Here is a 25,601-nt window from a genome sequence, read left to right as displayed (position 1 = left end):
GCGGTTTTCGCCTCCAAAGCCCAAGTTTTAAGGCACTTCATTACTGATATCCCAATAGAAGACGCGGCAGGAAGAGGCTGATATCAGGCACATAAGTGACCAGCATCAACAGACCGAACAACACCGCATAAAAGGGCAGAAGTGGACGGATCACCTTGGCAATAGAGGTGCCGCCGACGGAGCACCCCACAAACAGGGCGGACCCAACAGGCGGCGTGCAGATACCAATGCAGAGGTTTAGCGTCATCACGATGCCAAAATGCACAGGGTCCATGCCAAGACCTTTGACAACTGGCATGAAAATTGGCGTGAAGATTAAGAGCGCCGGTGTCATGTCCATAAAGGTTCCGACAACGAGCAGCGCCACGTTTATCGCCAGGAGAATGGCGATCGGGTTGTCAGACAGGCCCAGCAAGAAATCCGAGATCGCAAAGGGAATGCCACCGAAGGCCATGGCCCGGCTCATCGCGATGGACGCGCCGATCATTAACAGCACGACCGAAGTGGTGACCGCACTTTCTATCAGGATTGCAGGCAGATCCTTTATCGTGATTTCGCGGTACCAGACCAGTGCCAAAACCAGAGTGTAGAGTACGGCTGCAGCCGAGGCCTCGGTTGCCGTGAAGACACCAGAGATGATGCCGCCCATCACGATCACGACCAGGCCTAAAGGCAAGACTGCATCGCGAGCGGCCACCATGACCTCACTGAGGGCTGGACGGGGCGCAACGGGATAGCCGCGCCGCTTAGCGATCACGCCAGCCACGATCATCAATCCCAAGCCCATCAAGATGCCGGGCAAATATCCCGCGACGAACAAAGCAGCGATGGATGTTCCGCCGGTGATCAAGGAGTAGACGATCAACGTTGCTGAGGGCGGTATCAGCAGGCCTGTCGGACAGGATGCAATATTGACCGCGGCGGAGAAAGCAGGGTCGTAGCCCTCTTTCTTTTGCAAGGGCGCCATCACGCCGCCCACCGCCGCTGCAGAGGCCACGGCGGATCCGGAAATGGATCCGAACATCATATTGGCAATCACATTGCAATGGGCCAGCGCGCCTGGAAGCCGACCGCCCAGCACCTTGGCGAAGTTGATCAACCGCATGGCGATCCCGCCGCGGTTCATAATGTTCCCTGCCAAGATAAAGAACGGAATAGCAAGAAGCGTAAAGCTGTCCAGCCCCGACGCCATTTGCTGTGCGACGATAAACAGGGATTGGTCCACCCCCATAAACAACAAGAACGTCGCGGTGGTCGCGATACCAATCGCAAACGCAATCGGCACACCGAGTGCCATCAGCACGGCAAAGCTGCCAAAGAGAAGAAAAATAGCTGTCGTCATGTCGCGCCGCCTTAATCCAGTGGTCCGCCGAGCGGGGCCGTCTCGCCCAGCTCCGGCGTAGAAGGGCCGTCACGCCACAGCTCGAACGCGAAGATCGCGCAGTAAAACAAGATGATCGCGCCCGCGAAGGGGATCGCACCGTAGACCAGCCCCATAGGCAACTGCAGCGCTGGTGTGACCTGACCAGAGGCCATCGTCTTGAGGACAAGCTGACTGCCACCCCGGATCATGACGAAAGCTGCAAAGCCAGCAATGGCGAACAGGACGAAGGCCTCGCTCACGGTCCGTGCTCGTCCCGACAATTGCTGGGTTAGAAGGTCAATCGCCAAGTGTCGGCGCAAACCTAACGTGTAGGCCCCTCCGATCAGGGCCAGCCACATAAAGAGAAACCGTGCCAATTCATCGGTTACCGTGCTGGGCGTACCCAACACGTAACGACTGATGACCTGCCAGCTCACGCAGGCCACGAGCACCACAAATATCGTTGTAATGACCGTTTTGAGGAGCATGTCGACCCACGCTCTCATGAATGACCCTTGCCACATTTGCGGGTTTGTTCGATCCGAGTCATAGGCTCCTCCCTCTCTCCGGTCCTTCACTCTTGCCGAGGACCCTTGCTCAGACCAGCCGATTGGTCAACCAATTTGTGCTCAAGACGTAGTTTGCCTCAAGTATTACGACCAATTTCGAAGTTTTGGTTGACTGATTGCTGGCTTTAGGGAAGATTTCCGGAGTATTGGTTGACCAATTGCCGGTCAGACCGAAACACTTGGGAGGAGAGACCATGACCAAGACGTTTACCGCCGCATTGTCTGCGCTGGCACTGGCCGCATCGGTCGGCGCTGCAGGCGCGACCACATTGAAACTTAACCACAATAATCCGCCGGATCATCCGGTCCACATCTCCATGCAGATCATGGCAGACCGCGTGGCCGAGCTGACCGATGGCGAAATCAAGATCCAGATCTTCCCCAATGCCCAGCTCGGCACTCAGCGGGAATCGATGGAACTGGTCCAAAACTGCGCTCTGGAGATGGCACGCTCCAATGCGTCCGAACTCGAGGCATTCGAGGAAAGCTATTCTGCGCTCAATCTGCCTTACATCTTCTCGTCCGAAGAGCATTTCAACACGGTAATCACCAGCGACATTGGCCAGGACATCCTGAGTTCCTCTGTCGATCAAGGGTTTCGCGGGGTCGCGTTCTATACCGAGGGTGCGCGCTCCTTTTATGCGCAGAAGCCAATCATGTCCCCGGCAGACCTGCAGGGCGTAAAAGTGCGCGTTCAGCCGAGCCCCTCCGCCATTCGCATGGTCGAACTTTTGGGCGGCAACCCGACACCGATTTCTTGGGGTGAGCTATATAGCGCCCTGCAGCAAGGCGTCGTGGACGCGGCAGAAAACAACCCAACCGCCCTGACCACCGCACGCCACGGCGAAGTTGTCAGCGACTTTTCTTTGGATGAGCACACCATGATCCCCTCGGTCGTTGTGATCTCCAACTGCGCATGGGACGGTATGACTGCTGATCAGCAAAAGGCCCTGCAGACTGCTGCGCTCGACTCCATGGCCGCGCACCGCGAGGCGTGGAACGCAGCCTCTGACGCGGCGATTGATGAAGCGAAAGCCACGCTGAACGTCAACGTCCACATGGTCGACAAGGCGCCTTTCGCTGAGGCTGTCCTGCCAATGCACGAGGAAGTAGCGGCAAAGTCCGAGCACCTTGCTGATCTGATCGACCGCATCAAAGCGGCCCAATAAGCGACAGGCACAGGCACCATGCTCGAACGTTCCGAACTCGCAGATAATGCGCTGCAAGCTTTGCATGACGAGGATTACGACCGTCCTTTCAATACGCAAAACCTCAACGCCGACACGCTGATATTCACCCGAGGCCGCCAAGGGCAGTCTTTGGATGGGGATTGGAACTTCTGCGTCGACCTTCTGGATACCGGCCTGCGGCAAAAATGGTTCGCCATGACGCCAGAAGCCCCAGAGGATCGAATCGAACCTTGGGATTATGACCCCTACATGGGCGAAACGGTGCCTGTGCCCTCCTGCTGGCAGATGCAAAAAGAGAAGTGGTACTTCTTTGAAGGCTCTGCCTGGTATACGCGTCCGCTGACGCACGACCCTGTGCCGGGGCGCCGGCAGGTGCTACGCATCGGTGCGGCGCAGTATGATTGTAAAGTGTTTTTGAACGGTGCTTTTCTCGGGAACCACTACGGGGGCTCCACGCCATTTTGCGTGGAATTGACCGAGGCCCTGAAGCCGGGGCAAAATTGGCTGATGCTCTGCGTCAACAACACGCGCACGCGGGACCGTGTGCCGATGCGAAACACCGACTGGTTCAACTATGGTGGCGTCTATCGCGAGGTCACGCTGTATGATCTACCGTCCGTTGTGATCCGCGATCTGTTTGTTCGCCTTGAGGGGAATGCGATCCGCGTCTCGGTCGCAGTTGATGGCGCGTGCGCCTCAGCGCGGTTTTCGATTCCCGAGCTGGGTATCGACACGGAGCTGCCCTTGATCGCAGGAAAGGGTGATGTGACGCTTGCCGCCTCACCCGAACTGTGGTCGCCGGACAATCCCAAGCTCTATGACGTGTCGCTGACCGCAGGTGAGGATCAAGTACAAGATCGGGTTGGGTTCCGCAGCATCTCTCGCGAGGGAACCGAGATCCTGCTAAACGGCAAACCTCTCTTTCTACGAGGCATTTCCGTGCATGAAGACGATGCAACGCAAGGAAAGGTCACAAGCGAGACCGACATCCGTCGCCGGTTTGCCCACGCCAAGGAACTGGGATGTAATTTCCTGCGCCTTGCCCATTACCCACATCACGAAAGAGCAGCCGAGATTGCTGATGAGATGGGCTTGATGCTCTGGGAGGAGGTTCCGGTCTACTGGGCGATCGACTTTTCCAACCCCGCAACTCGGCGGGATGCTGAGAACCAGTTGCGCGAACTCATTCGCCGCGACCGGAACCGCGCCAGCGTGATCATCTGGTCGGTGGGCAACGAAAATCCTGACACCGATGCACGGCTTGATTTCATGCGCGGGCTTGCAGATCTTGCCAAGGCTGAAGACCCGACCCGCCTGACGTCTGCCGCCTGCCTCGTGAACCACGCAAAGCTAAAGATCGAGGACCGGCTGGCTGAACATATCGATGTCATTGGCTTGAATGAATACTATGGCTGGTACGAAGAGAACTTTGACGAACTGGGTGAGATTGGCCGCAATTCTGCGCCTGACCGCCCCGTGGTCATCTCTGAAACCGGCGCGGACGGCGACAGCACCGAACATGGACCAGAACGCGGACTATTCAGCCTCGCCTATCAGGATGAGGTTTACGCCAAACAGATCGCGACACTCCGTGCGCTGGATTATGTGAAGGGCATGTCGCCTTGGATCCTCTATGATTTTCGAGTGGAGCGGCGACAGGGCATCTTTCAGCGCGGCTGGAACCGCAAGGGACTGATCGCCGGTGACAAGGCGACCAAAAAACCTGCATTCCATCGGTTGGCCGCCTATTATGCCGAACGCGCGGCAGTTGAGCATCAACCACCATTAGCCCCCGAGGAGACAGCATGACCCAATACCGGCGCTATCAGGACGTGGCACAGGCCTTGCGGGGTGTGATCCGGGAAGAAGGGTTTGCCGTTGGCGACCGCTTGCCCCCGGAACGGCAGCTCTCCGAACGGCTGTCAGTGTCGCGGTCGTTGGTACGTGAGGCATTGATTATGCTGGAAATTGATGGGCTGGTCGAGGTTCGCAAGGGCTCTGGTATCTATCTGGCCACGCCCTCTGCAACAAAGGCCCCGCCTGAGCGTGACGATATCGGCCCATTTGAGTTGCTGCAGGCGCGCCAGCTTCTAGAAAGCTCCATTGCCGCCTTTGCCGCCGAGATGGTCACGAAGAACGACATCACGCGGATGCGCGAAGCGCTGGAGATGGAGCGCGCCGATATTGAGGCCGGCAGCACGGATCACTCCGGCGACGAGCTTTTTCACCGGCTGATTGCTGAGGCAACGCAGAATTCGGTACTGGTGGACATGGTCGATGAGTTGTGGCGCAAACGGGACCAGAGCCCGATGTGGGCCAAACTGCACGACCGTATCTTTGATGCCGGGTACCGCCAGAACTGGCTCGAAGACCATCAACAGATCCTGACCGCCCTGCGTACCAAAGATCGCGACGGTGCGCGGGCTGCCATGTGGCAACACCTTGCCCATGTCCGGGAAACATTGATGGAACTGTCTGATGTCGATGACCCGGCCTTCGACGGCTACCTCTTTCAATCTATTTCCGCGCCGACCTGAGGCCGGAGACTGCCAAAGCGCCTTTAGCAAGTAGGCGCGCTCCTAACGATAAGAACACGAGGATCGCATGATCGAAACCTGGCGCTGGTTTGGCCCGAATGACCCCGTAACGCTGGCCGATATCCGTCAGGCCGGGGCCACTGGTATTGTGACGGCCCTGCACTCTCTGCCCAACGGCACCGTCTGGCCAGTCGAGCAGATTGCCGCGCACCGTGACATGATCGCCGCGGCGGGCCTCACTTGGGATGTGGTCGAAAGCGTGCCCGTCCACGAAGACATCAAACGCGCGGCGCCGGGGTGGGAAGACAAGGCGGACGCCTGGGCGCAGTCCATACGAAACCTCGCAGCCTGTGGCATTGGAACAGTGTGTTACAATTTCATGCCGCTGTTGGATTGGACCCGAACAGACCTGACGTATCCCCTCTCTGATGGTGCGTTGTGCCTGCGTTACGACGCAGTGGATGCGGCGGTGTTTGATATTCATATCCTCGCCCGGGACGGCGCCGATGCGGACCACAGGCCGGAAATCGTAACACACGCAGCTGACCGGTTTGCGAAGATGACTAAACCGGAATGCGAGGCACTTACGCGCACCATCATAGCTGGCCTTCCCGGCGCTGAAGAGAGCTTTGACCTTGACAGTTTCCGGTCGCATCTTGCTCTTTACGCCGACATTGATGCGACGCGACTGCGGGCTAATCTGGCCGCCTTTCTTCAACGTGTGGTGCCGGTGGCAGAAGAGGTGGGCGTGCGGCTGGGTATCCATCCAGACGATCCGCCTTTTCCCATTTTTGGTCTGCCGCGCGTAGCCTCGACCGCAGAGGATCTAGACCACGTCGTCCACATGGTAGAAAGCCCCGCAAACGGCCTTACGTTCTGCACCGGGTCGTTGGGCGTGCGTGCGGACAACGATCTACCGGCCATGCTGAGACACTTCGGGGAGCACGTGAATTTCCTCCACCTGCGCGCCACGCTGCGCGAAGAGGATGGCATCAGCTTTCACGAAGCTCCGCATCTGCTCGGCAACGTCGATATGGTCGCAGTATGTAAGGCAGCGCTGGCTGCGGAGTCTGCACAGGGGCGCAAATTACCATTCCGGCCGGACCATGGCCATATGCTAGCCTATGATCAACGCGTCGACAGCACACCGGGCTATCCCTACATTGGGCGCCTGCGTGGACTGGCAGAATTGAGAGGAGTGCTTCACACGCTGGATTGGCTGCAAAGAGCCGAATGATCGACCTCAATCCGCCCCCTAGCATCAGGGCTTCGGTAACGGGGTTGCTTCAGTCAAGTGATTTCACGCAAAGCAATTCAGTTGGCATCGTTGCAGAACTCCCTTTTGAGGCCTGACTACCACTTTTCCCTCCGAACTTCGGCGACGCGGGTGATCTCGGCCGTGCCGAGTGCGTTGAAGCGGTTGATGAGTTCAATGCGGATGTGGGTTTCGGCGGTTTGGCGGTCGGGAGCTCTTACGGCAATGCGCTCGCCGAATGCCTTTAAGCAGCGCATCTTTGCCTCGATCCGGCTCCGGACGTGGTACCCTGTCCCGTATGCCCGAAGATTTCGAGCTTATCCGTCTCGAAGGGCAGCGCCACCCTTGCGGGCAAAGTACAAACGGACAGACCTGCTGATCTTCGACGACTTTGGCGTCAGCAAGCTGAAGTCCACTGGCAAGCATGATCTTCTGGAACTTCTGGATGACCGCATCGGTGAGCCCGCCACTATCGTTTGCGGCCAACTCCCCGTCGAGAACTGGCACGCCTTCATCGACAATCCAACGATTGCGGATGCAATACTTGATCGGCTGACGATCGCTGCACATCGCATCGAGCTTTCCGGCCCATCCTTACGGCGAAAAGAAAACTGTCTCCGGTACAGATCGGTGTCGGTGCGGATGATCAAGGGTCTCAATCTTGATCACCCGCCCATCATGGAAGCTCATGATCAAGTATGTCGATTCATGTGATTTCCAGCAAGTTGAGTTCGTGTTTAGAGGTGATCCCGGATATTCGACCGGTCTGCCGCCGATCAAAGCTATAGGATGGGTTTCATGGCAGGCGGCGACTTTCAGGTTCATGGCCTGACTATCATAGACTTCAGCCGGGATCAGCCGCCCGTGTGATGAGTGCAGGCGTATTTCGTTGTAATAAGCAGTCCACCTGCCGATCCCGTTGCGGGCCTCGGAACCGGTTTCGAGGGCGTTCGGGTAGATGCATTCGTACTTCAGTGATCGCCAGGCCCGCTCGATTATACGGTTGTCGATCCAGCGACCGTGACCCCGGTGGGGCCGCGAAAGCGCTGCGAAGCATCCCGTTCCACCACCAACTGGCCGATCTTGGCTTAGAGCTTTTTGGAGTTCTTCTCGGAAATCTGCGGCTCAGCCAATGAGGCGTCGTCGAACGCCGACGCCATGCCCTCGATGGCCATGTTCGCCGGGTGTATGTTGCACTTGTTGGCCAGCTCGGCCGCGGTCAGTTCCTCGCGGACGGCTTTCAGTGTCATCTTCGCCTTGAACTCCGCTGAACAGCGCTTTCGTTTCGTCATATAGGGTCGCGTCGCCCTCAGGTGCTAAAGCTCAGCAACTGCTCCAAATCCCCGCGACCACCTCTATTCTCGCCGGGGGTCATCTGGCGGGCAAGGCGATGGGCTGAAAAAGGTTTCGGCAAATGCGATAAACGCTTGGGTGATTGGCCGTTTGAGCGCCGCGCCGCGATGGGCAAGGGCTATCTGATGCTGCGGCGGGCGCCCGGCGAGGGGAACCCGGATCACTGCACTGCCATCATAGCACGGGGCGTCTGGCAGGTCGGTCGCCAGCAGGCCAACACCAAACCCGTTGGCTACCATTGTCCGCAACATTTCGATCGAGCCGGTTTCGTGGGCCACCCGCACCGGAGCACTTGCATTCTGCAACAGAGACAGGAAATAGCCGCGGCTGTGAGGCAAGTTCATTAGGATGACCGGCTCCTGCGCCAGATCTTCGGCGCGAACGCTGGGCTGTTGTGCTAGCCTGTGCCCCTGCGGCAGCAGGGCGTAGGGTTTCGCTGCCATCAGAGGCGTGATGACAAAATCGGACGGAATACCAAAGTCGTAGAGCAGCGCCATGTCAATCCGACCTTCACTGAGCCAGTCGAACAGTGTTTGCAGGTCGCCTTCAAGGATACGGACTTCGGCGTCGGGACGGGCGTCCAGAAAGCGGCGCACCAGCTGCGGCGCATAGCGTGGTCCGAGGGTTGAAAACACCCCCAGATTCAAGAATTCCGGCGTACCCTCACCGCCACTCAGAACCCAGCGCGCCTGTTTCTCCAATTCCCGCAGCTGTGCGACCTTGTGCTGCCCGACGGGGGTCAGCTCCATCCCACGCCCGGGAATGCGGATAAACAGCTTTTGCCCGAACACTTCCTCACAGCGGGCAATGGCCAGCGAAACCGAAGGCTGAGACGTGTTCAGCGCGCGGCTCGCCGCGGCGGTGCTGCCGGTGTCCGCTACCGCCAGCAGGATTTCAATCTGTCGGAAGTTCAATGGTATATTCAATTGGGTATACCCATCATATGCATCCTGTATTTCTACATATATCCAATCTGAAGCTACCTTCCAGTAAGCAATTGATGGTGGGTGCATGTTCGACGACGAGAAAACAGCAGGCCGCAGGCCGCTAGAAGGGGTCCGCGTTCTGGACTTTTCCCGAGTTCTGGCAGGGCCCTACTGCACTGCGCTGATGGCCGACCTCGGGGCGGAGGTGATCAAGGTGGAGCCGCCCGCGGGCGATGACTACCGCCACATTGGCCCGTTCAGGGACGGCGAAAGCCTGCTGTTCCAATCGGTGAACCGGGGCAAGAAATCCATCGTTCTGGATCTGAAATCCGAGGACGGGACTGCGGCTGCATTGGCGCTGGCGGAAGAGTGCGACGTGCTGGTCGAAAACTTCCGCCCCGGCGTGATGGAGCGGTTCGGGCTGGGTGCGGACAAACTGTGTGCGGCCTGTCCCCGGCTGGTCTATGTTTCTGTGTCCGGGTTCGGCCAGACAGGCCCGAACCGGTTGCTGCCGGCCTATGACATCATCATCCAGGCGATGAGCGGGCTGATGGATATGACCGGCGCTGAGGACGGCCCGCCGATGATGGCGGGAGATGCCTTTGCCGACGTTGCAGGCGGCATGTTCGCGGCCTTCGGAGCAATGGTGGCGCTGTTTGACCGGGAACGCAGCGGCAGCGGGCGGCATGTTGATCTGGCGCTTTATGACTCGCTTGTCTCGATGATGCCGGTGGCCGCCTGCCGCGCGCTGATGGCGGGCGAGACGCCAAGGCGGACGGGCAGCAAACATGCCCTATCGGCCCCCTTCGGCACCTATCCGGCCGGGGATGGTAGCTTCACCGTCGCGGTGCTGAACGACCGGCTGTTTGCGCGCTTCGCAGCAGCCATCGACGCGCCGGAGTTGGCGGACGACCCACGCTTTGCCAGCGATGCCTTACGGCAGCAGAACGAACCTGCGTTGGCGCAGCATATCGAAAGCTGGGCCGCCGACCTTAGTGCCCAGGACGCAGTGGCGGTTCTGTCAGGCGCAAGCATTCCAGCCGCGGCGCTGTGTTCGGTGCCCGAGGCCTGGGGCTCGCCGCAAGCGCAGGCGCGCGGGCTGGCTTCGGCGGTAGAGCACCCTGCCCTTGGCACGCTCACGGTGCCGGAGCAGCCGGTGCATTTCAGCGGTGCGCCCCGTGGCAAGCGCCAGTCAGCGCCCGCTTTAGGCGCCCACACCCAGAACATACTGCAACAGCTTTGGCAAAACAGGGAGAGCCCCGATGAGCGTTGATCTGAACAGCGAAGAACAGGCCGTCACCACCCAGATCGAACGGTTTTCCAGCGAGGTTCTGGCACCTGCCGCTGCGGCAATCGATGCAAAGTCCCAATTTGCAACCCTGCACCGCGCAGCACTGGCAGAAATGGGAATTATGGGCATGAACCTGCCCGAAATGTATGGCGGCATCGGTTTGTCCGGGCCTGCACTTTATTGCGCGGTGGAGGCTATCGCGGGGGCCTGCGGTTCTACCGCCTCGATGCTGACGGCCCATTTGCTGGCGACGGATTCACTGCTTCTGGGTGCGGATGAGGTGCTCAAACAGCGCGTCCTGCCAGCCGCCGCAGCGGGTGAGGCACTTGGCGCTTTTGCTCTGACAGAACCGATGGCTGGCTCCAACCCTGCGGACATGCGCAGCACCGCCACCCGGGACGGCGACGGCTACCGGCTGAAGGGCTCTAAATGCTTCATCTCCAACGCGGGCGAGGCCGATTTCATCGTGGTCTATGCCAAGACTGACAACGAGGCAGGCGCTCGCGGGGTCAGCGCCTTTGTAGTGGAACCGGGCAAGACTGATGGTGTCGACATCGGCAAGCACGAGGAAACCATGGGCCTGCGCGGCGGTCATGTGTTCCCGATCTCGTTTGACTGCCATGTGCCCGCGGAAAACCGGCTGGGCGACGAAGGCACCGGGTTCCGCACCGCAATGAAGGTGCTGGACAACGGCCGTATCGAAGTCGCCGCACAGGCCACCGGCATCGCGCGCGCCGCGCTGGATGCGGCCGTGTCCTATGCCAAAGAACGCGAGGTCGGCGGACGGCCGATCAGCAGTTTCCAAGGGCTGCAGTGGATGTTGGCCGACAGTGCCACTGAACTGGCTGCCGCGCGGGCCTTGGGCCTTCAAGCCGCACGCAAGCGCGGCACCGGCGAGCGGTATTCCTCAGATTCGGCCTTTGCCAAGCTATACGCCAGCGAGGCCGCCTGGCGCATCGCAGACCGGGCGCTGCAGATCCACGGCGGCTACGGCTACACCCGCGACTTTCCGCTGGAACGCTACTTGCGCGACTTGCGGATTTTCAGGATTTACGAAGGCTCCTCGGAAATACAGCGAACCATCATTGCCCGCGAACTTCTGAGTTAGCTTTCAGGTTAGCCGCATGTCTGTGTGTGCAGCGCAGACAGCCGCTGGCCCCGATGAGGTCCGCTGACCTAGTCCCAAATCGCTTCGCGGACAACGACGTGTCCCTGACCTTCGGCGGGGAGTCTCGGCGGGCGGGTTGACATTGCTCCACTATCTCAATGGTCTTGCGTCACAGGTGTTCTTTTCTCAGCGACTACGCAGTGTGAAGCCGGTTCCTTTCAATGCGGGTTAGAACCGCCCAGATGATGCGGGCGGTCTGGTTTGTCCTTCATCGGGTTCAATCTGGCAGGCATGCCGGTGACCAGAAGACGCCTGTGGTATCGATCTTTAATCTTGGAGATGCGCTCCAGACCTTCATTGCCGCCGCTGGACCGACTTATGGGTTTTAGCTCCAGCCAGGCCGCAAATTCGCGCCCAACGCGGAACTGATGCCCGTCGGCTCGCTGTCGTAACAGTGGCCGAGGCGGTCGCAGGGCCGACCTCAGAAAGAGTTCGTAGCAGCATGACCTTTGGGTCTTTCCGGCCTTCAAGCAGAATGCGTTTATCGTACGAGATAATGCGCAAGTGCAGAGCAACCATCTGATCGCACAGGTTCGTTAGGACATCCATGGCGACTTCAGGAATGCTTGGCCAATCGCCGTGAAGTACCGACTTTGCAAATTTCACGGCGCTCCCAATCCCTCGGGCAATCACGATGCCAAACTCGCCTAACAGGCCGCGCAGCATGTTGCTGAGCTGGGTCCGTTGCCGCACGATCAGATCACGGCGCGGTGGAAGAACAGAACGCCCTGCTGTTCCTCAGTCCTGATCGCCACGAAACGCATCGTTGGGCGCGTCACGCCTCAAAGATTACTTCTGCGTCCATGTCGTCCGACTTGCCACGTTCGACATGAGCCTTCATATCCATTGCAGGCATCCGCACTATGGCGCAGCGCGACGCAAGTGGAGCAGGAGCCACCCCCCCCTCTTTAACGGACATCAGTGCAGCATGCCGCCTTGAGTTGAGCGACCGCCAAGGGCCGGTTGCGCGTCCAGCAACGAGCGGCGCTCTCGGTGCGGATAGAGTTGGCTTAGTCCGGCTCAGCGCCGTCGACCCCGCACTGACATTTTCTTGTTCCCGCGCGCGCCCGTCACAACGGGCGTGTTCTGTTCGTTTTCATCCCTCAACTTACTCCACCGCGCGAGACGCGCGGGATCTAGCGTCCCAGCGGCGACCGCGGACTGCACCGCGCAACCGGGTTCATGCTTGTGCGTGCAATCGCGAAATCGGCAATCGGGAGCCAGCTCCGTGATCTCGGCAAAAAGCTCATCGAGACCGGCTGATAGATCGCTTACATGCAAGGTGCGCATTCCGGGCGTGTCGATCACCCAAGCACCACCTTCGATGGTGTGCAGGGAACGGGACGTGGTGGTATGCCGTCCTTTTGCGTCATCTGCGCGGATGCCCCCGGTGGCTTGCGCCTCATCTTTGGATTTCTGGGCCAGAGTATTTAGCAGCGTTGATTTGCCCACGCCAGACGATCCGATCAGCGCCACGGTCTGTCCCGCGCCGCACCAAGGCGCGAGGGCAGCAATCGCATCCTGTGACTTTCCGTTGATCGAGACCACTGGCAATCCCCGCTGCAACGCCGCGGCCTCGCGCTGGAATTTTGCCGCATCAGGCGTCTGATCCACTTTGGTCAACACAATCACAGCGCCAGTTCCTGCTTCGTTGGTCAAAGCCAGGTAGCGCTCCAGGCGGGCAGGATTGAAGTCGTCATTACAGGACGTGACGATAAATACTGTATCCACATTCGCCGCGATCAGTTGCAGCTGCCGCGCCCCGACGGTCTGACGTTGCAGCAGCGAGTGGCGGTCCAGTCGGCGGGAAAGTTGATAACTGTGAGGATCGGCCAGAACCCAATCCCCCACGGCGAAATCTGCAGTTGTCATCGCCGCAGGCAGGCTCAGTTTGGCCTGCCCATCAACAGAGACAGCCGTCATCTTCGACCGATGCACCGCGGAGACCCGCATCGGCTCAAGACCTGCGTCTTCAAGGCCAAGTTGACTTTGCAAGGCGGTTGTCCAGCCAAGTGCGTGCAATGATGCGGGGATATGATGGTCTTGCTTTTCCACAAATCCCTGAATGGTGTGATTGAGCCTTCATGGCAAGTGTTTCGGCGGCACCGTTTCCGGTGTTGCACCTCATGACTTCAAGTTCATGGCCTGACGGGGCCCTCGCAAATACGAGCATCCCCAAAAATGTGGTTTGCGATCTGAATGCCTGTCCGGCACTCCCGCTCGTACTCCAGTGTCAAGTTGGCATCGCCCCGCCGGTACGGTCGTGCAGGTAATGGCTCATGGCCATGATCACCCCAGCCACAACCTTCATGCCCAGTCAGCCGCCATTGATTAAGTCGCGTTTAGGCCCAAGGTCGGCGAAGCCGCCGGATTGCGAAACCTGCGCATATGCAAACACAGATCCACCTTCGGGAGCTGACAATCCATTGCGGAAACCGCATCTGTCGACCGATGCCACGACGCGGTCCCATCAGATTAGTCAATTGCAGCTCTTGCGAAGATAGGACGATCCGGGAGCATTTGGAGTGTGTGGCCAGACATCTGTGCGGTGTCCACGAGAGTGAGATATAGGCGGTCCGATCACGTCTTCTTCACTGAAACAAGATTGTCAGGAACAACATTGGATGTGGCGTGTTGATGGCTTGCAACGGAGGCACAAGCCTCTAACGAAACACTGCGATCCTGAAAAGGAGGACAACACTATGAAACGTTTTGCACTGACCACGGCCGCGATCTCCGCCCTGATGGCTGTTCCGGCAATGGCTGATCTCAACACAGCGGACGCCCAGACCTTCAAGGAAATGAAAGAGTCTTATCCCGCGCTCGACCGCAAAGTCTTTGAGCAGGTAGACGTGAACAAAGACGGCGTGGCCGATATGGCAGAGGTTGACGAAGCCGAGCAGTCGGGTGTCCTGAACGAAGAGTTGAGCGTTGCACCGGACAACGGCACCTATGACCCATCTCCGAATGGTGTGGACGAGGCAGGTGCACTGACCTTCTCTGAACTGAAGGAAGAGTACCCATCGCTTACCAAGAAGGTCTTCGAGGAAGTCGACGTGAACAAAGACGGTGTCGCGGACATGGCTGAAATTGACGAAGCCGAGCTCTCCGACGTGTTGGAGCCGGGCATTGGTAACACCGCTGAGGGACAATCCTACAATCAAGGGTAATACTGCCCCACTCGCTGCAGCACATTGGTGATGGCGAATAGAAATGAAAGGGTCCTTCCCGCGATGGGAGGGGCCCTTTATTCTAGGTTCAGGATGCATTGATTTCCGCAAGAGCGCGTGGTTCACGGTTTCAAGAAGAGAGCGGTGAGTTGAGCCACCTCTTCTGGCTGACCGACGCGCAGGTGGCGCGAGACGTGTCCCCCGCTGGCCCCTCGCTCATAACCCGAGACTGCGGGTTTGATTTTGGTAGTCGCCGGCTTCGGGCTGGGCAAGCGTGGCGGGCGAGGAGCACAAATTTCTCAAGCGCATGCTGCGCTTACCTGTGCGTTTTATTACCCCGCGAAGAGTGCGACCTGGGGTTGTCAGAATCGTAGCGCCACAGCACCAGCTTGCGGCGGGCATCGTCCAGGGTATCGAACAATTCTTGATTGAGAAGCTCATCCTATAGGCTAGCGTTGAATGCCTCGATGATTGCATGCTGCTGCGGTTTTCCAGGGGCTCCAACTGGATCTCAACACCGGTGTTTACCTCATCGTGACAAGTGATGCCGCCTTCGATGCCGCCTGCCTCATTCCGGGCTGAACCTGATATGCGGGCGGTCGGCCCCCGGCATTCCGACGATCTGGGCTGTGACGCGGAACACTTCGCGAAGGGTCTTTTGCGTCAAGACCTCTTCGGGCGTGCCACAGGCCCGGACAGCTCCGGCCTCCAGCACTACGATCCGGTTGCAGAACATGGCAGCAAGGTTGAGATCGTGCAGTGCGACGACGCTGGTCAGATCCAGATCGCGAACCATGCGCAGGATCTCGATCTGGTGGTGAATATCAAGATGGTTCGTCGGCTCGTCGAGGAACATCACCTGCGGGGACTGCGCAAGAGCGCGGGCGATATGCACGCGCTGGCGCTCGCCCCCCGACAAGGTCTGCCACGCCTGTTTCCTACGCGACGCCATATCGACACGATCCAGCGCATGGGCCACTGCGGCCTCATCCCCCTCGGACCAGCCTGCAAGGGCAGACCGGTGCGGGGTCCGGCCAAGCCGCACGACATCCGCTACGGTGACATTCGTGTCGGTGGCCACGCTTTGCTGGACAAAGGCAACCTGTCGTGACAACGCCTTGCGCGGGACCTGCGCAATGTCCTGCCCGTTGATCTCGACTTGGCCAGACATGGGGCGTTTCAAACCCGCCAATAGCCGCAACAGGGACGACTTGCCCGATCCGTTGGGGCCGATCAGCCCCAAGGTTTCCCCCGGCGCAACCGTCAGCGACACGTCCGACACGATGGTACGGCGCTTCACGCCCCATATCAGGTTTTTAGCAACAACGCTCATGTCTGCGGCCTCGCGCGGTAGAGGATAATGGCGAAAAACGGGACGCCGACCAGCGCGGTGACGACCCCGATGGGCACTGTCTGCTGTGTAGCGATCAAGCGCGAGGTAATGTCTGCTATCACCATGAAAACCGCGCCGATCATGGCGCTGGCCGGCAGCAGCCGCATGTGCAGTGGGCCCACCAAATAGCGCGCCGCATGCGGCACCACGAGTCCCACGAAGCCGATCGCACCGACCATGCTGACGATGGTCGCGGTCAGAAGCGCGGTCACGGCGAACAGCACGAGGCGTATACGGGCCACTGGCACGCCGAGCGCCGCCGCGTCTTCGTCACCGAAGGTGAAGGCGTCCAGCGACCTCGCCATCCAGATGCAGATGGCAAGGCTGGCGATCACGACTCCGATCAGAAGCTGGAAATCCGGCCATCGCACTCCGCCGAAGCTGCCCAGCAGCCAGAACATCACGTCCCGCGCCTGCTGTGCATTGCCCGAAGTTGTCACAATGTAGGAGGTCAACGCGTTGAAGAGCTGCGAAGCCGCGACCCCCGCGAGGATCGTGTGGTTCGGCCCGCTCGTCGCGCCGTTGGACAGCAGCGCCACCAGCGCAAAGGCAGCGAAGGCCCCACCAAAGGCCCCAAGCGAAAGTGAAAGGCCGCCCGCGCCAATGCCCAGCACGATGACACAGACCGCCCCGGTCGAGGCGCCCGCAGACACGCCAAGCACGAAAGGCTCGGCCAGCGTGTTGCGCAGGAGCGCCTGTAGGATCGCCCCGCAGATCGCTAGCCCGGCCCCCGCCAGCGCCGCGACCAGCGCGCGACTTAAGCGCAGATTCCAAACCACGCTTTGTTCGATAGGCGCGATCCCAGCGCTGGTCAGGCCCACTTCGTTGGTCACGGACAGGAAGACCGTCCGCAAGGGTATGTTATAATCGCCAATCGCCGTCGCGGCGGCGACGGCGAATATCAGGACGATCAGGGACAGGCAAAGGAAGAGGACGAGCCGCGCGGCACCGCCCTCTGATGTGTCATAGGCCATCACGGTAGATCAAGCGCCTTCAGTTGATCTGCCACCTGCTCGGCACCGTAAAGGGTGCGAATGCTGGGGTTCATCGCAGCGCCGTTCATGACAACGATCCGACCGTTTCTGACCGCATCCATCTGGCTGACGGCGGCGGCCGAAGTCAGGAAGTCGACTTTGTTCTCGGCGGTGTCCAGATCCCAACGGTTGCGATCCACCTGCGCCGCGACAAAGACTGTCGGGTCAGCAGCTATGATGCTTTCCCACCCCACGGCGGGCCAGTCCGCCTTTGTCACGATGGCGTTGGAGCCGCCAAGGATGTCCGCGATGTAGCCCGACGGGCCATTGCCACCGCCAAGATAGGCGTCATCGGCGGGCGACGGGCTGGAGAACCAGAACAGGAAGGTCAGGCCCTCCGTCTCTGCGAATTGTTCGCGCAGCGCCGCTTCGCGCGATTTGAAATCCTGGATCAGTACTTGCCCGCGGTCAGCGACGTCGAAGATCCGCGAGAGGTCCTCAATCTCCTTGTAAAGCAGGTCCATGCTCCAGAGTTCAACACGCGATCCGTAGGCATCGTTCGCGTCCAGCGTTGTGGAACAGGCGCTTGGCGACAGGTATGTCGGAATGCCCAGCTCTTCGAAATCCGACCGTTTGGCGACTTTGCTATCGGGACCAAGCAGGGTGGTGAGCATGGCGGCTACGAAGTCGGGTTGCGTCGAAAACACGGCTTCCAGCGTCGGGAATTCCACTGTCAGCACTTCGATCTTCTCGTTGGCCTCGGCCAGTTCGGGAAGCACAGAATTAGGCCAGAAGGCGGTGGCGGCCATCTTGTCTTCCAGGCCCAGCAACAGCATGATTTCGGCGCTATTCTGACCTAGGGCCACGGCGTTCTGCGGCGCCTCTTCGAAGGTAACCGACTGGCCGCAGTTATCGATCACCAAGGGATATTCCGTCTGCGCCTGAACGGCAGTCGCTGACATCGCCAAAGCGATTGAAAATGCAAGGGAGTAAGCGTTGTTCATCGAAGCGATCTCTTACTTGAGTTATTTTATCGGAAATCGGGTACAAGCTTCTTCCCGCACATACAAGAGTACTTTTGTCGGGTTTCCATCAGCATTCTAAAGTTGCAACGGGAAGCCCTCGAACCCAAGCGATCAAGCTCTCCCGCCGAGGCCCAAGTGGCGGGCTTGACCGTATCTGCGGGCAAGTTGTCTCGTTCAAATGGTAGCTTCGAACAACGGACACCGGACGTACGCCATTAGGGTGTGGACAAGCCGCTCCAGAGGATCTCTTTGCTGGCCCGCGAACTTATCACTTGCAAGACAGGTGCAGATTTCACCACGCCAGGCTTCATAACCAATAGATGACGAGAGCTGTGAGGGCGATCGCCGAAAGGAGAACCTTTGGGCATTGATCGTAGCGGGTCGCCACACGCCGCCAATCCTTGAGCCTGCCGAACATGATTGCGATCTGATTGCGCCGTTTGTACCGGCGCTTATCAGATTTGACTGGCGTCTTGCGTTTCTTTCGGCCAGGTACACAGGCGCGTATCCTTTTGTTTTTCAATGCTTCTATGAACCAGCCAGCGTCGTGGCCATGATCTTCAAGCAACCAGTCGACCTTTGTCAGACCACTGAGCGGAGCTCGTGCGCCAATATCATCGCTGACCTGTCCAGCGGTCACGAAGAAGTTGAGCGGGCGGCCTTTACTGTCGCAGATGGCGTGCAGCTTGGTGTTCATGCCGCCCTTGGTCCAGCCGATCAGGCGTCCACGCCCCCGTTCGTCGGGGAATTGATCCTTCTTACTTAACGGCCATACTGGTGGATGTCCGATGGGCTTTCAGATACGTCGCCTCGATCATCACGGTCTTCTGCTCTCTGTGATTGGCGGCCAGACGCACCATCATCCGAGCGAAAGCACCTTTCTCACTCCAGCGCTTCCAGTGGCTGTAGAGCGTTTCCGGGGCGACGGTCCCCTTCAACTGTGGGGGCCATAGGCGGCAGGAGCATCGCGCCACCTTAACCCATTGCGGTTGATAAAGATAATCCCTCTCAAACACGCTTGTCATCAACTCGAGGCTTGCCATGAGACGTCGGAAAGAAAGGCTCCAGGCGTGCCATCTGCTCGTCGGCCAGTCAGAAAAAGGTCGCTCATAATCACCGCTCCGTTTTTCGAAACGTGAATCACGCAGCGTGGCCGAGATCGATGCATCCTGATCCCAAGTGAAGCCCTCTTTCCGATTTGTGCAACACCCCCAGCATAATCGCGACATTTGGAAACTCGCGGTCTGAGGCCTGAAGTCTGCAACCTCGTAGCGATGCGGCAACGGCAAACTTCCGATCTCTGCCGCTTTAGTTCCTAAACAAGATCTCGCGTCGGCCTAGCGGCCTCCTTGACTAGACCGGCGCAATCAGGTTGGCCCAACGCATAAACTCATCCTGTCCCGCGCATTCCGAACGTTGAATAATGCGAATGATTTCGTGCATTTTAACCAAAATCAAAGGAATCCCGAGTACCTTTCATTTAAGTCCGGTGCCTAAAGGCGCAGGGAGCTTCATTGTATGCAGCCAAGTTGAGGTCGAGAGTTTAAATACATCCCAGCACAATTGCATTGTGAAAATTTTCATATTCAAACCTAAGCTTAGACGCCCCTTCTCGTTCGGCAAAACGAGAGAACATTGCGGAGAGCATATTGGATGGAGGCCTTGAGAAATTTGGGCAGAAAGAAAGGAATTGACGTCGTGAACGCGCGTTTCCAAAAAGGCAAAGCCAAGACGGGAGCTACCATCGAGGTTTGTCGCAACCTCATAAACGAAGGACAGCTACAGCACGCCTTGGTCTTGTTGACCCAACGCTTAAAGGAAACTCCGGAAGACAAGCAGTGGCTCAAGCTAACCTCAGATTGTTATTGGGAGATGCGTCGCACCGAACAGTCAATGATGATCCTACAGTGGCTCTTGGAGCAGGACCCCTATGATGTGACCCTGCTCAGCCGCCGTGGCAGTCGAATGCTTTCGTTGGGAGAGAAGTCAGCCGCGAAGCAGGCATTTGAAGCAGCCCTTCAGGTGAAACCAGACGAGGTTGCTCTCATTTGCGCCCTGCATGTCGTTGACCCGCTCCCCCCTGAAAGCCCACAAGTCAATCGGCTGAAGCGCGCAGCTAAAGCGCGGAAAACACCGGAGAAAGACCGAGAATCCGCGCTTAACACTCTCGGAAGCATCGCCAGCCGAGAAGGTGATTTCGCGCAAGCAATGGAGTTCTTTCAAGCCTCGAAGGACTGTATCGCAATGGGTTACGACTCGGCAGCCTTGGAGGCTTTGGTGGAGAGCCAAGTAGAGACCTTCAAGGCGAGTTCGTTGCAAGTTCCAGCTTCAAACAGGCAGAAATCACGCCCACTGTTTATCACCGGTGTCCCCAGAAGCGGTACAACACTCCTTGAGACGATGTTGGCCTCGCATTCGGCAGTTGCCACTGTTGGCGAAAGCACTGCCTTGCAGGTTGCAAAGGCTCATATTCGAGACGAATGTGGTGGAAGTGAAGCCAACTGGACCTGGTGTGAAAACCTGTCTGAGCTGAACAGAGAAAAGGCCAGAACTCTTTATCTGAAGGGGATCTCAAATTTCCTCACGGAGTTAAAGCCGTGGATCATTGATAAGATGCCACGAAACATATTCGAACTTGGCTTCGCCGCACAGGCCATGCCTGAGGCTCGATTTGTCTATATGAAAAGGCACCCCTTAGACGTCGGGCTTTCCCTCCTGTCGAATAATTTCGCTGGCAATACAAATGAGTTCACCAAGTCTCAGGAACGCATTGCTCACTACATTCTACAATCTGAAAAGTCCGCAGATGACATGAAGAGCAAGTTGGGTTGCAGCTTCCGGATGCAGTCCTATCGGGAAATTATCGACAACTCTGAGATGCAACTGAGGGAGATCTTGGCGTTCTTGGAACTCCCCCTGGAAGAAAACGTTTTTAACCCAGAGGCATCACCAATCATGGTCAAGACGGCGTCGGTGGCGCAGGTCCGGCAGGGAGTGAACAGGAAGGGTCTGGGACGTTGGCACGACTATGAAGATTTCCTCCAACCCCTCATCCATGCTCTTGGAGGTTGGGATTGGATTCACGCCTGGGAAGAACAGGATCGCGCGTTGTGGACGTAGCAAGTGTCAGGTGAACCGCGTACGTTCGTTATAAATGAGGGACCGGCAAGGGGCGGCTCACGACGCATGGCGTCTTCTCAGCTGCCCCCTAGAATTCGGACACTAGGCTCCAGACTCATTGTTTTAAAGCCAGAACAAGACGATTGCTGCGAGCGCGATTGCGGAGAGGGAGACTTTCGGGCACCTGTCATATCGGGTTGCGACACGCCGCCAGTCTTTGAGCATGCCGAACATGATCTCGATCCGACTGCGCCTCTTGTATCTCCGCTTGTCGTATTTGATAGGTTTGTCGTGCGACTTCCGTCCTAGGATGCAGGGCTTAATGCCCTTTTCTGTCAAGGCGTCACGGGGTAATCCCCCATTTTTAATGGGGCTCAGCCGTAGAATTCATGCGGCTGTTTTTAGTTTCATGGCGGGTGTCATGCCGCCGATGCCCATGTTGGGCGTTGTTGCGCAAATCCCTGGGGATTCATCTCGTGGATCCAGCATGCTAGCTGTGCAGCATGAGCAGACCTCCGAAGACGACATACAAGACGACCAACTGAAAGAGCTACAATCAGGCGCTGAGGCAGCGCGGTTCGCTGACCGTCTGGTTCGATCCCTCTATGCAGTGGGAGGCGGTGCCGTCCGGGCGGCGCGGACGCCAGCAGTCCTATAGCGACGCCGCGATCCAGGCCTGCCTGACCCTGAAGATCCTCCTCGGGCTGCCACTCCGCCAGGCGACAGGGTTCGTTGCAAGCCTGCTGGAACTGTCCGGCCTTGGCTGGTCCGTGCCTAACTTCAGCACCCTGTCGCGTCGCCAAAAGGCCTTGGACGTCACCATCCCGTAAGTGTGTCCGGGGAAAGGGGAACTCTGGCTGTTAGCTGATTTGTGCAACAGCGCCCCCATGTTGGGTCGCTCGTTGTTGTAAGTCCAGAGCCATTCAGTTGCCTGGTCCTGTGCCTCCTCAATGGTTTCAAAGATATATTGGCCTAGCCATTCGCCACGAACGGTGCGGTTGTAGCGCTCGATATAGGCGTTCTGTTGGGGCTTTCGTACGCCCGATCAGCCGACCACGCCCCCCTTTTTCAACCGCAGGCTGGAGGCCGTGCGGTGCGCCTTGAGGTAAGTCGCGTCGTTCATGACCGTCTTCCGATCTGTTCCCTCCGAAGCAAGCCCCACCATGATCCGAGCAAACACGCCCATGTCGCCCCACCGCTTCCAGCGGTTGTAAAGCGTCTTGGGCGGACGGTATTCCTTTGGTGCGTCGCTCCAACGCAAGCCACTGCGGTTAATAAAGATAATGCCATTCAGGACACGCTTGTCATCAACGCGTAGCTTGCCATGGCTCTTCGGAAAGTACGGTCGAAGCCGGGCCATTTGATCGTCAATCAGCCAGAAAAGGTTGCTCATCGCGCCCCCTAACGTTTGGGAGCTTGAATCAAGATCGCCCGCAAACGGCAACCAAATTAATGGGTCCAGAGCCTAACAGACAACCGATGCTACCGGCTTAAGTCGACCATTGTTGGACGGGTGGCACTTCTCCCAGTTAGCCAAGTGCTAATGACGGATGAAACGATGAATATCGTCGAAACTGGGCAGAGCGCTTCTGCGGCAAGCTGCGAATACTGCAATCTGAATTTCAAGTTCGCTTTGGTGAATCGCTGCTAGAGTGCAAGCGCCTTCAGCAGGTCTTCTCTCTTGGCGTGCGACTTTGGAACGGAGTCCACGACCTGTCCACGCTGCATGATGTGGAAATGGTCAGAGTTGAGGTAGGCAAACTCAAAATTCTGTTCGACAAGGATGATTGCCAGATTGCCCCTATCTCGGAGCAGCTGGATAGTGCGGCCAATCATTTGGACAATATTGGGTTGAATGCCCTCGGTTGGTTCGTCCAGCAACAGAACTTTGGGGCGTGCGATAAGCGCGCGCGCAATAGAAAGCTGCTGTTGCTGGCCGCCGGACAAATCTCCACCGCGGCGGGATTTCATCTCCGCCAAAACGGGGAAGAGGTCATAGATATCATCGGGAATGGTGCGGTCGGATTTTGGCAGGCAGGCGAAACCTGTTTCAAGGTTCTCCTCGACGGTCATCAATGGAAAGATCTCGCGGCCCTGCGGCACGTATCCAACGCCTGACTTAGCGGCCACGGCGGCACGTCCTGGCGGAATCGCCGTGCCATCCAATGTGATCGACCCACCCGAGAACGGATGCCGCCCCGCGATAGCCTTCATAAGGCTTGTTTTACCAACCCCGTTGGTCCCCGTCACGCAGGTGACCTGACCGACAGGCGCGGTCAGCGTGATCCCGGTCAGGATTTGGGACTGTCCGTATTTCAGGTTCAGATCTTCAATCGCCAGCATCGGTGCGCCCCAAATAGACATCTACGACCGTCTTGTTCTTTGTCACGTGATCCAACGACCCCTCGGCCAGTACCGACCCTTCGTGCAATACGGTGACCTTGCAATTCAGCCGCCGAACGAACTCCATGTCATGCTCGACCACGATCACTGCGCGGGTTTGGGCCGCTTTCTTGAGGATATCGGTCGTGTGTTCACGTTCATGGGCCGTCATGCCGGCGGCGGGTTCATCGACCAACAGCAGACGCGGCGACTGGGCCAGAAGCATTCCGATCTCAAGCCATTGCTTCTGCCCGTGGCTCAGCTCGCCGGCGGGGCGGGTCAGCTGGTCTGTCAGGTTAATCTCATCAGCAATTTCTTCAATCCGCTCGGCGCCCTTAGACGTCTTGCGATAAAGCAGGACCGAGAAAACATCGCGGGGGTTTTTAAGGGCCATTGCCAGGTTTTCGCGCACGGTCTGGGCTTCGAAAACGGTCGGTTTCTGAAACTTACGCCCAATACCCAAGCTGGCGATTTCGCTTTCGGACATCCCGATGAGCGAGCGGCTGTCATCCCCGAACAGGATGCGCCCTTCGTCCGGTTTTGTCTTGCCCGTGATGATGTCCATGAAGGTGGTTTTGCCCGCCCCGTTTGGCCCTATCACCGCGCGCAGTTCAGGTTCACCGATTTGAAGGCTCAGGTTTGTGATGGCCTGAAACCCATCAAAATTCTTGGAGATCCCCGACATTTCGAGAAGTGTACTCATGATTTTCGCACCAATTTGTCAAACAGCCCGCCGATGCCCTTGGGGGCAAACAGTGTGACCAGCGCGAACGTCACGCCCAGCAGCACCAGCCACCAATCGACCCACTGTATCTTGTAGAAGCCCAGGTCGATATCCGGTGCTCCGCCGCCCGTGAACCAACTGGAGAGCAATGACACCAACGCCGCACCGATCACCGCGCCATACAGCCGACCGCGCCCGCCAATGGCGACCCAAACGGCGAGGTAAATAGACGCGATCGGAGCAACTTCGGCGGGGTTGATGATCCCTGCTTGCGGGTAATAAAGCGCGCCTGCAATACCTGCGACGATCGCCGTAATCGTGAAGACGAACAGTTTATAGCTCTCGACGTGATAGCCCAGAAAGCGAACGCGGGACTCATCATCGCGGATGGCTTGAATGATATTGCCCAGCTTGCTGTCGGTGATCCAAGCAAACACCACATACCCCAAGGCGAGTGCTGCCGCGGAGGCAAGAAAGAAAACGAGTGAGATCACATCCTGTCCGCTGTCGGCAAAGCCCGGAATGTTCTGCAAGCCTGACAGTCCGTTGTTGCCCCGCAATCCGCTGTCGTTCTGGAACAGGTAAAGCGCCAGCGCCAATGTCATGGCCTGCGTGAGGATCGACAGGTAAACGCCCGTGACACGGCTTCGAAAGGCAAGCCAGCCAAACACCAACGCCAGCAGCCCCGGAACCAACACTACAATAGCGAGCTGCATGAACAGGCTGTCGGCAAACATCCAGATGGCAGGGAAGTCTGACGATCCTACGACGCCAAAGATCTGTTTGCCGATCGCATCGGTGACTTCTTGCTGGGTCGGAGGAATGACCTGCCCCGCGAGGCTTTGTGCAACGATCAGTTCGGTTCGGGCATACATCAACCACATCCCGATAGCGTAGCCGCCGATGCCAAAGAACGCGAAGTGGCCCAAGGACAGGATCCCGCAATACCCCCACACCACGTCCATCGCGATCGCGATGAGGCAAAAGCACAGCGTCTTGCCAAGTGTCTTGACGAAGGAGGTCGAGATAAGGCCCGCACCCGTGGCTTCGGACATCACTGCGACGAAGACAGTGAACAGCGCAAGAGCGGCCAGAAAGTAAAGCACCGATGGGTTGCGCACGATGAAGGATTTGCGAGGGGGGGGTGTTTGGCTCATGGGA

General features: G+C 58.1%; 21 protein-coding genes and 8 pseudogenes. 10 read left to right on the top strand and 19 right to left on the bottom strand.

The window, feature by feature from the left end; genetic code table 11:
• Window positions 1–40: 40 nt before the first annotated feature.
• Together R1T40_RS01040 and R1T40_RS01035 are read right to left on the bottom strand one after the other, a co-directional pair.
• Window positions 41–1,342, bottom strand: a complete 1,302-nt coding sequence (locus tag R1T40_RS01040; RefSeq protein WP_106165495.1) for a TRAP transporter large permease — start codon at window positions 1,340–1,342, stop codon at window positions 41–43.
• Window positions 1,343–1,353: 11 nt separating this feature from the next.
• A complete protein-coding gene (locus tag R1T40_RS01035) occupies window positions 1,354–1,851 on the bottom strand; it encodes a TRAP transporter small permease (protein WP_243395102.1) in 498 nt (165 codons plus the stop codon).
• A gap of 275 nt (window positions 1,852–2,126) precedes the next feature.
• Between R1T40_RS01035 and R1T40_RS01030 the strand changes: the two genes are divergently transcribed.
• From R1T40_RS01030 to uxuA, 4 genes are all read left to right on the top strand, one after another.
• The gene (locus R1T40_RS01030) at window positions 2,127–3,101 is read left to right on the top strand and encodes a TRAP transporter substrate-binding protein (RefSeq protein WP_317385554.1); all 975 of its coding nucleotides are present in this window, start codon (window positions 2,127–2,129) and stop codon (window positions 3,099–3,101) included.
• A gap of 18 nt (window positions 3,102–3,119) precedes the next feature.
• Window positions 3,120–4,931, top strand: a complete 1,812-nt coding sequence (locus R1T40_RS01025) for a glycoside hydrolase family 2 protein (RefSeq protein WP_317385553.1) — start codon at window positions 3,120–3,122, stop codon at window positions 4,929–4,931.
• Entirely contained in the window at window positions 4,928–5,659 is a 732-nt protein-coding gene (locus R1T40_RS01020; protein WP_009175524.1) for an FCD domain-containing protein, read from the top strand. The genes R1T40_RS01025 and R1T40_RS01020 overlap by 4 nt, the downstream gene beginning before the upstream one ends.
• A gap of 67 nt (window positions 5,660–5,726) precedes the next feature.
• Entirely contained in the window at window positions 5,727–6,896 is a 1,170-nt protein-coding gene (gene uxuA / locus R1T40_RS01015; RefSeq protein ID WP_317385552.1) for a mannonate dehydratase, read from the top strand.
• Window positions 6,897–7,012: 116 nt separating this feature from the next.
• Here the strand turns inward: uxuA and R1T40_RS01010 are convergent.
• A pseudogene (locus R1T40_RS01010) lies at window positions 7,013–7,207 on the bottom strand (hypothetical protein); the annotation flags it as partial.
• Window positions 7,208–7,259: 52 nt separating this feature from the next.
• On the opposite strand from R1T40_RS01010, the gene R1T40_RS01005 reads away from it, so the two are divergent.
• Window positions 7,260–7,628 carry an ATP-binding protein gene (locus R1T40_RS01005; RefSeq protein ID WP_317385551.1) on the top strand — a complete coding sequence of 123 codons (369 nt, stop codon included), beginning with the start codon at window positions 7,260–7,262 and terminating at the stop codon, window positions 7,626–7,628.
• Between the two features lie 120 nt (window positions 7,629–7,748).
• Here R1T40_RS01005 and R1T40_RS22335 read toward each other — a convergent pair.
• The 3 genes and pseudogenes from R1T40_RS22335 to R1T40_RS00990 all read right to left on the bottom strand — a co-directional run.
• Window positions 7,749–7,940: pseudogene (locus R1T40_RS22335) on the bottom strand (integrase core domain-containing protein); the annotation flags it as partial.
• A 62-nt stretch (window positions 7,941–8,002) separates the two neighbouring features.
• Window positions 8,003–8,164, bottom strand: coding sequence for a hypothetical protein (locus R1T40_RS00995; RefSeq protein ID WP_317385550.1), 162 nt, complete (start codon window positions 8,162–8,164; stop codon window positions 8,003–8,005).
• Window positions 8,165–8,269: 105 nt separating this feature from the next.
• Window positions 8,270–9,181 (bottom strand): LysR family transcriptional regulator, encoded by a 912-nt coding sequence (locus tag R1T40_RS00990; protein ID WP_317385549.1) that lies wholly within the window; start codon window positions 9,179–9,181, stop codon window positions 8,270–8,272.
• Window positions 9,182–9,278: 97 nt separating this feature from the next.
• On the opposite strand from R1T40_RS00990, the gene R1T40_RS00985 reads away from it, so the two are divergent.
• Together R1T40_RS00985 and R1T40_RS00980 are read left to right on the top strand one after the other, a co-directional pair.
• A complete protein-coding gene (locus tag R1T40_RS00985) occupies window positions 9,279–10,466 on the top strand; it encodes a CaiB/BaiF CoA transferase family protein (RefSeq protein ID WP_317385548.1) in 1,188 nt (395 codons plus the stop codon).
• Window positions 10,456–11,592: an acyl-CoA dehydrogenase family protein gene (locus tag R1T40_RS00980; RefSeq protein ID WP_317385547.1), complete on the top strand. Its 1,137-nt coding sequence runs from the start codon at window positions 10,456–10,458 to the stop codon at window positions 11,590–11,592. The genes R1T40_RS00985 and R1T40_RS00980 overlap by 11 nt, the downstream gene beginning before the upstream one ends.
• Before the next feature lie 218 nt (window positions 11,593–11,810).
• On the opposite strand, the gene R1T40_RS22240 is transcribed toward R1T40_RS00980, so the two are convergent.
• Window positions 11,811–12,122 (bottom strand): transposase, encoded by a 312-nt coding sequence (locus tag R1T40_RS22240; RefSeq protein WP_394805006.1) that lies wholly within the window; start codon window positions 12,120–12,122, stop codon window positions 11,811–11,813.
• 550 nt (window positions 12,123–12,672) lie between these two features.
• A complete protein-coding gene (rsgA, locus tag R1T40_RS00975) occupies window positions 12,673–13,647 on the bottom strand; it encodes a ribosome small subunit-dependent GTPase A (protein WP_317385546.1) in 975 nt (324 codons plus the stop codon).
• 707 nt (window positions 13,648–14,354) lie between these two features.
• Between rsgA and R1T40_RS00970 the strand changes: the two genes are divergently transcribed.
• Window positions 14,355–14,822 (top strand): hypothetical protein, encoded by a 468-nt coding sequence (locus R1T40_RS00970; RefSeq protein WP_317385545.1) that lies wholly within the window; start codon window positions 14,355–14,357, stop codon window positions 14,820–14,822.
• Between the two features lie 216 nt (window positions 14,823–15,038).
• Here the strand turns inward: R1T40_RS00970 and R1T40_RS00965 are convergent.
• The 5 genes and pseudogenes from R1T40_RS00965 to R1T40_RS00945 form a co-directional block, all read right to left on the bottom strand.
• A pseudogene (locus R1T40_RS00965) lies at window positions 15,039–15,318 on the bottom strand (integrase core domain-containing protein); the annotation flags it as partial.
• 72 nt (window positions 15,319–15,390) lie between these two features.
• Window positions 15,391–16,155: an ABC transporter ATP-binding protein gene (locus R1T40_RS00960; protein WP_317385544.1), complete on the bottom strand. Its 765-nt coding sequence runs from the start codon at window positions 16,153–16,155 to the stop codon at window positions 15,391–15,393.
• Entirely contained in the window at window positions 16,152–17,189 is a 1,038-nt protein-coding gene (locus R1T40_RS00955; protein ID WP_317385543.1) for a FecCD family ABC transporter permease, read from the bottom strand. The genes R1T40_RS00960 and R1T40_RS00955 overlap by 4 nt, the downstream gene beginning before the upstream one ends.
• Window positions 17,189–18,193 carry an ABC transporter substrate-binding protein gene (locus R1T40_RS00950; protein ID WP_317385542.1) on the bottom strand — a complete coding sequence of 335 codons (1,005 nt, stop codon included), beginning with the start codon at window positions 18,191–18,193 and terminating at the stop codon, window positions 17,189–17,191. Before R1T40_RS00950 ends, R1T40_RS00955 begins: the two co-directional genes overlap by 1 nt.
• A 328-nt stretch (window positions 18,194–18,521) precedes the next feature.
• Window positions 18,522–19,291, bottom strand: a pseudogene (locus R1T40_RS00945) (IS5 family transposase).
• Between the two features lie 621 nt (window positions 19,292–19,912).
• Here R1T40_RS00945 and R1T40_RS00940 point away from each other — a divergent pair.
• Window positions 19,913–21,334 (top strand): sulfotransferase family protein, encoded by a 1,422-nt coding sequence (locus R1T40_RS00940; protein ID WP_317385541.1) that lies wholly within the window; start codon window positions 19,913–19,915, stop codon window positions 21,332–21,334.
• A gap of 123 nt (window positions 21,335–21,457) precedes the next feature.
• Here the strand turns inward: R1T40_RS00940 and R1T40_RS00935 are convergent.
• Window positions 21,458–21,682 (bottom strand): annotated as a pseudogene (locus tag R1T40_RS00935) (transposase); the annotation flags it as partial.
• Window positions 21,683–21,897: 215 nt separating this feature from the next.
• Here R1T40_RS00935 and R1T40_RS00930 point away from each other — a divergent pair.
• Window positions 21,898–22,161, top strand: a pseudogene (locus R1T40_RS00930) (transposase); the annotation flags it as partial.
• A 59-nt stretch (window positions 22,162–22,220) separates the two neighbouring features.
• Here the strand turns inward: R1T40_RS00930 and R1T40_RS00925 are convergent.
• The 5 genes and pseudogenes from R1T40_RS00925 to urtC form a co-directional block, all read right to left on the bottom strand.
• A pseudogene (locus tag R1T40_RS00925) lies at window positions 22,221–22,367 on the bottom strand (integrase core domain-containing protein); the annotation flags it as partial.
• Window positions 22,366–22,727: pseudogene (locus R1T40_RS00920) on the bottom strand (transposase); the annotation flags it as partial. The pseudogenes R1T40_RS00925 and R1T40_RS00920, both read right to left, overlap by 2 nt.
• A gap of 254 nt (window positions 22,728–22,981) precedes the next feature.
• Window positions 22,982–23,677 carry an urea ABC transporter ATP-binding subunit UrtE gene (urtE, locus tag R1T40_RS00915; protein ID WP_317385540.1) on the bottom strand — a complete coding sequence of 232 codons (696 nt, stop codon included), beginning with the start codon at window positions 23,675–23,677 and terminating at the stop codon, window positions 22,982–22,984.
• Window positions 23,664–24,419 carry an urea ABC transporter ATP-binding protein UrtD gene (gene urtD, locus R1T40_RS00910; protein WP_317385539.1) on the bottom strand — a complete coding sequence of 252 codons (756 nt, stop codon included), beginning with the start codon at window positions 24,417–24,419 and terminating at the stop codon, window positions 23,664–23,666. The genes urtE and urtD overlap by 14 nt, the downstream gene beginning before the upstream one ends.
• Complete coding sequence (gene urtC / locus R1T40_RS00905) at window positions 24,416–25,597, bottom strand: urea ABC transporter permease subunit UrtC (RefSeq protein WP_317385538.1); 1,182 nt, start codon at window positions 25,595–25,597, stop codon at window positions 24,416–24,418. The genes urtD and urtC overlap by 4 nt, the downstream gene beginning before the upstream one ends.
• Between the last annotated feature and the right edge of the window lie 4 nt (window positions 25,598–25,601).

It is taken from the genome of Tritonibacter scottomollicae, from assembly GCF_032924845.1.
GTDB classification, from domain to species: domain Bacteria; phylum Pseudomonadota; class Alphaproteobacteria; order Rhodobacterales; family Rhodobacteraceae; genus Epibacterium; species Epibacterium scottomollicae.
This window is presented reverse-complemented; position numbering and strand designations above follow the sequence as displayed.

Bases quoted from the DNA above. Each gene is read 5' to 3' on its own strand.
- R1T40_RS00985 (WP_317385548.1), top strand. From the start codon at position 9,279: ATGTTCGACGACGAGAAAACAGCAGGCCGCAGGCCGCTAGAAGGGGTC.
- R1T40_RS00960 (WP_317385544.1), bottom strand. From the start codon at position 16,155: ATGAGCGTTGTTGCTAAAAACCTGATATGGGGCGTGAAGCGCCGTACC.
- R1T40_RS00950 (WP_317385542.1), bottom strand. From the start codon at position 18,193: ATGAACAACGCTTACTCCCTTGCATTTTCAATCGCTTTGGCGATGTCA.
- R1T40_RS00980 (WP_317385547.1), top strand. From the start codon at position 10,456: ATGAGCGTTGATCTGAACAGCGAAGAACAGGCCGTCACCACCCAGATC.
- R1T40_RS01030 (WP_317385554.1), top strand. From the start codon at position 2,127: ATGACCAAGACGTTTACCGCCGCATTGTCTGCGCTGGCACTGGCCGCA.
- R1T40_RS01020 (WP_009175524.1), top strand. From the start codon at position 4,928: ATGACCCAATACCGGCGCTATCAGGACGTGGCACAGGCCTTGCGGGGT.
- R1T40_RS01040 (WP_106165495.1), bottom strand. From the start codon at position 1,342: ATGACGACAGCTATTTTTCTTCTCTTTGGCAGCTTTGCCGTGCTGATG.
- urtC (WP_317385538.1), bottom strand. From the start codon at position 25,597: ATGAGCCAAACACCCCCCCCTCGCAAATCCTTCATCGTGCGCAACCCA.
- urtD (WP_317385539.1), bottom strand. From the start codon at position 24,419: ATGAGTACACTTCTCGAAATGTCGGGGATCTCCAAGAATTTTGATGGG.
- R1T40_RS01025 (WP_317385553.1), top strand. From the start codon at position 3,120: ATGCTCGAACGTTCCGAACTCGCAGATAATGCGCTGCAAGCTTTGCAT.
- uxuA (WP_317385552.1), top strand. From the start codon at position 5,727: ATGATCGAAACCTGGCGCTGGTTTGGCCCGAATGACCCCGTAACGCTG.
- R1T40_RS00995 (WP_317385550.1), bottom strand. From the start codon at position 8,164: ATGACACTGAAAGCCGTCCGCGAGGAACTGACCGCGGCCGAGCTGGCC.
- R1T40_RS00970 (WP_317385545.1), top strand. From the start codon at position 14,355: ATGAAACGTTTTGCACTGACCACGGCCGCGATCTCCGCCCTGATGGCT.
- R1T40_RS01035 (WP_243395102.1), bottom strand. From the start codon at position 1,851: ATGCTCCTCAAAACGGTCATTACAACGATATTTGTGGTGCTCGTGGCC.
- urtE (WP_317385540.1), bottom strand. From the start codon at position 23,677: ATGCTGGCGATTGAAGATCTGAACCTGAAATACGGACAGTCCCAAATC.
- R1T40_RS00955 (WP_317385543.1), bottom strand. From the start codon at position 17,189: ATGGCCTATGACACATCAGAGGGCGGTGCCGCGCGGCTCGTCCTCTTC.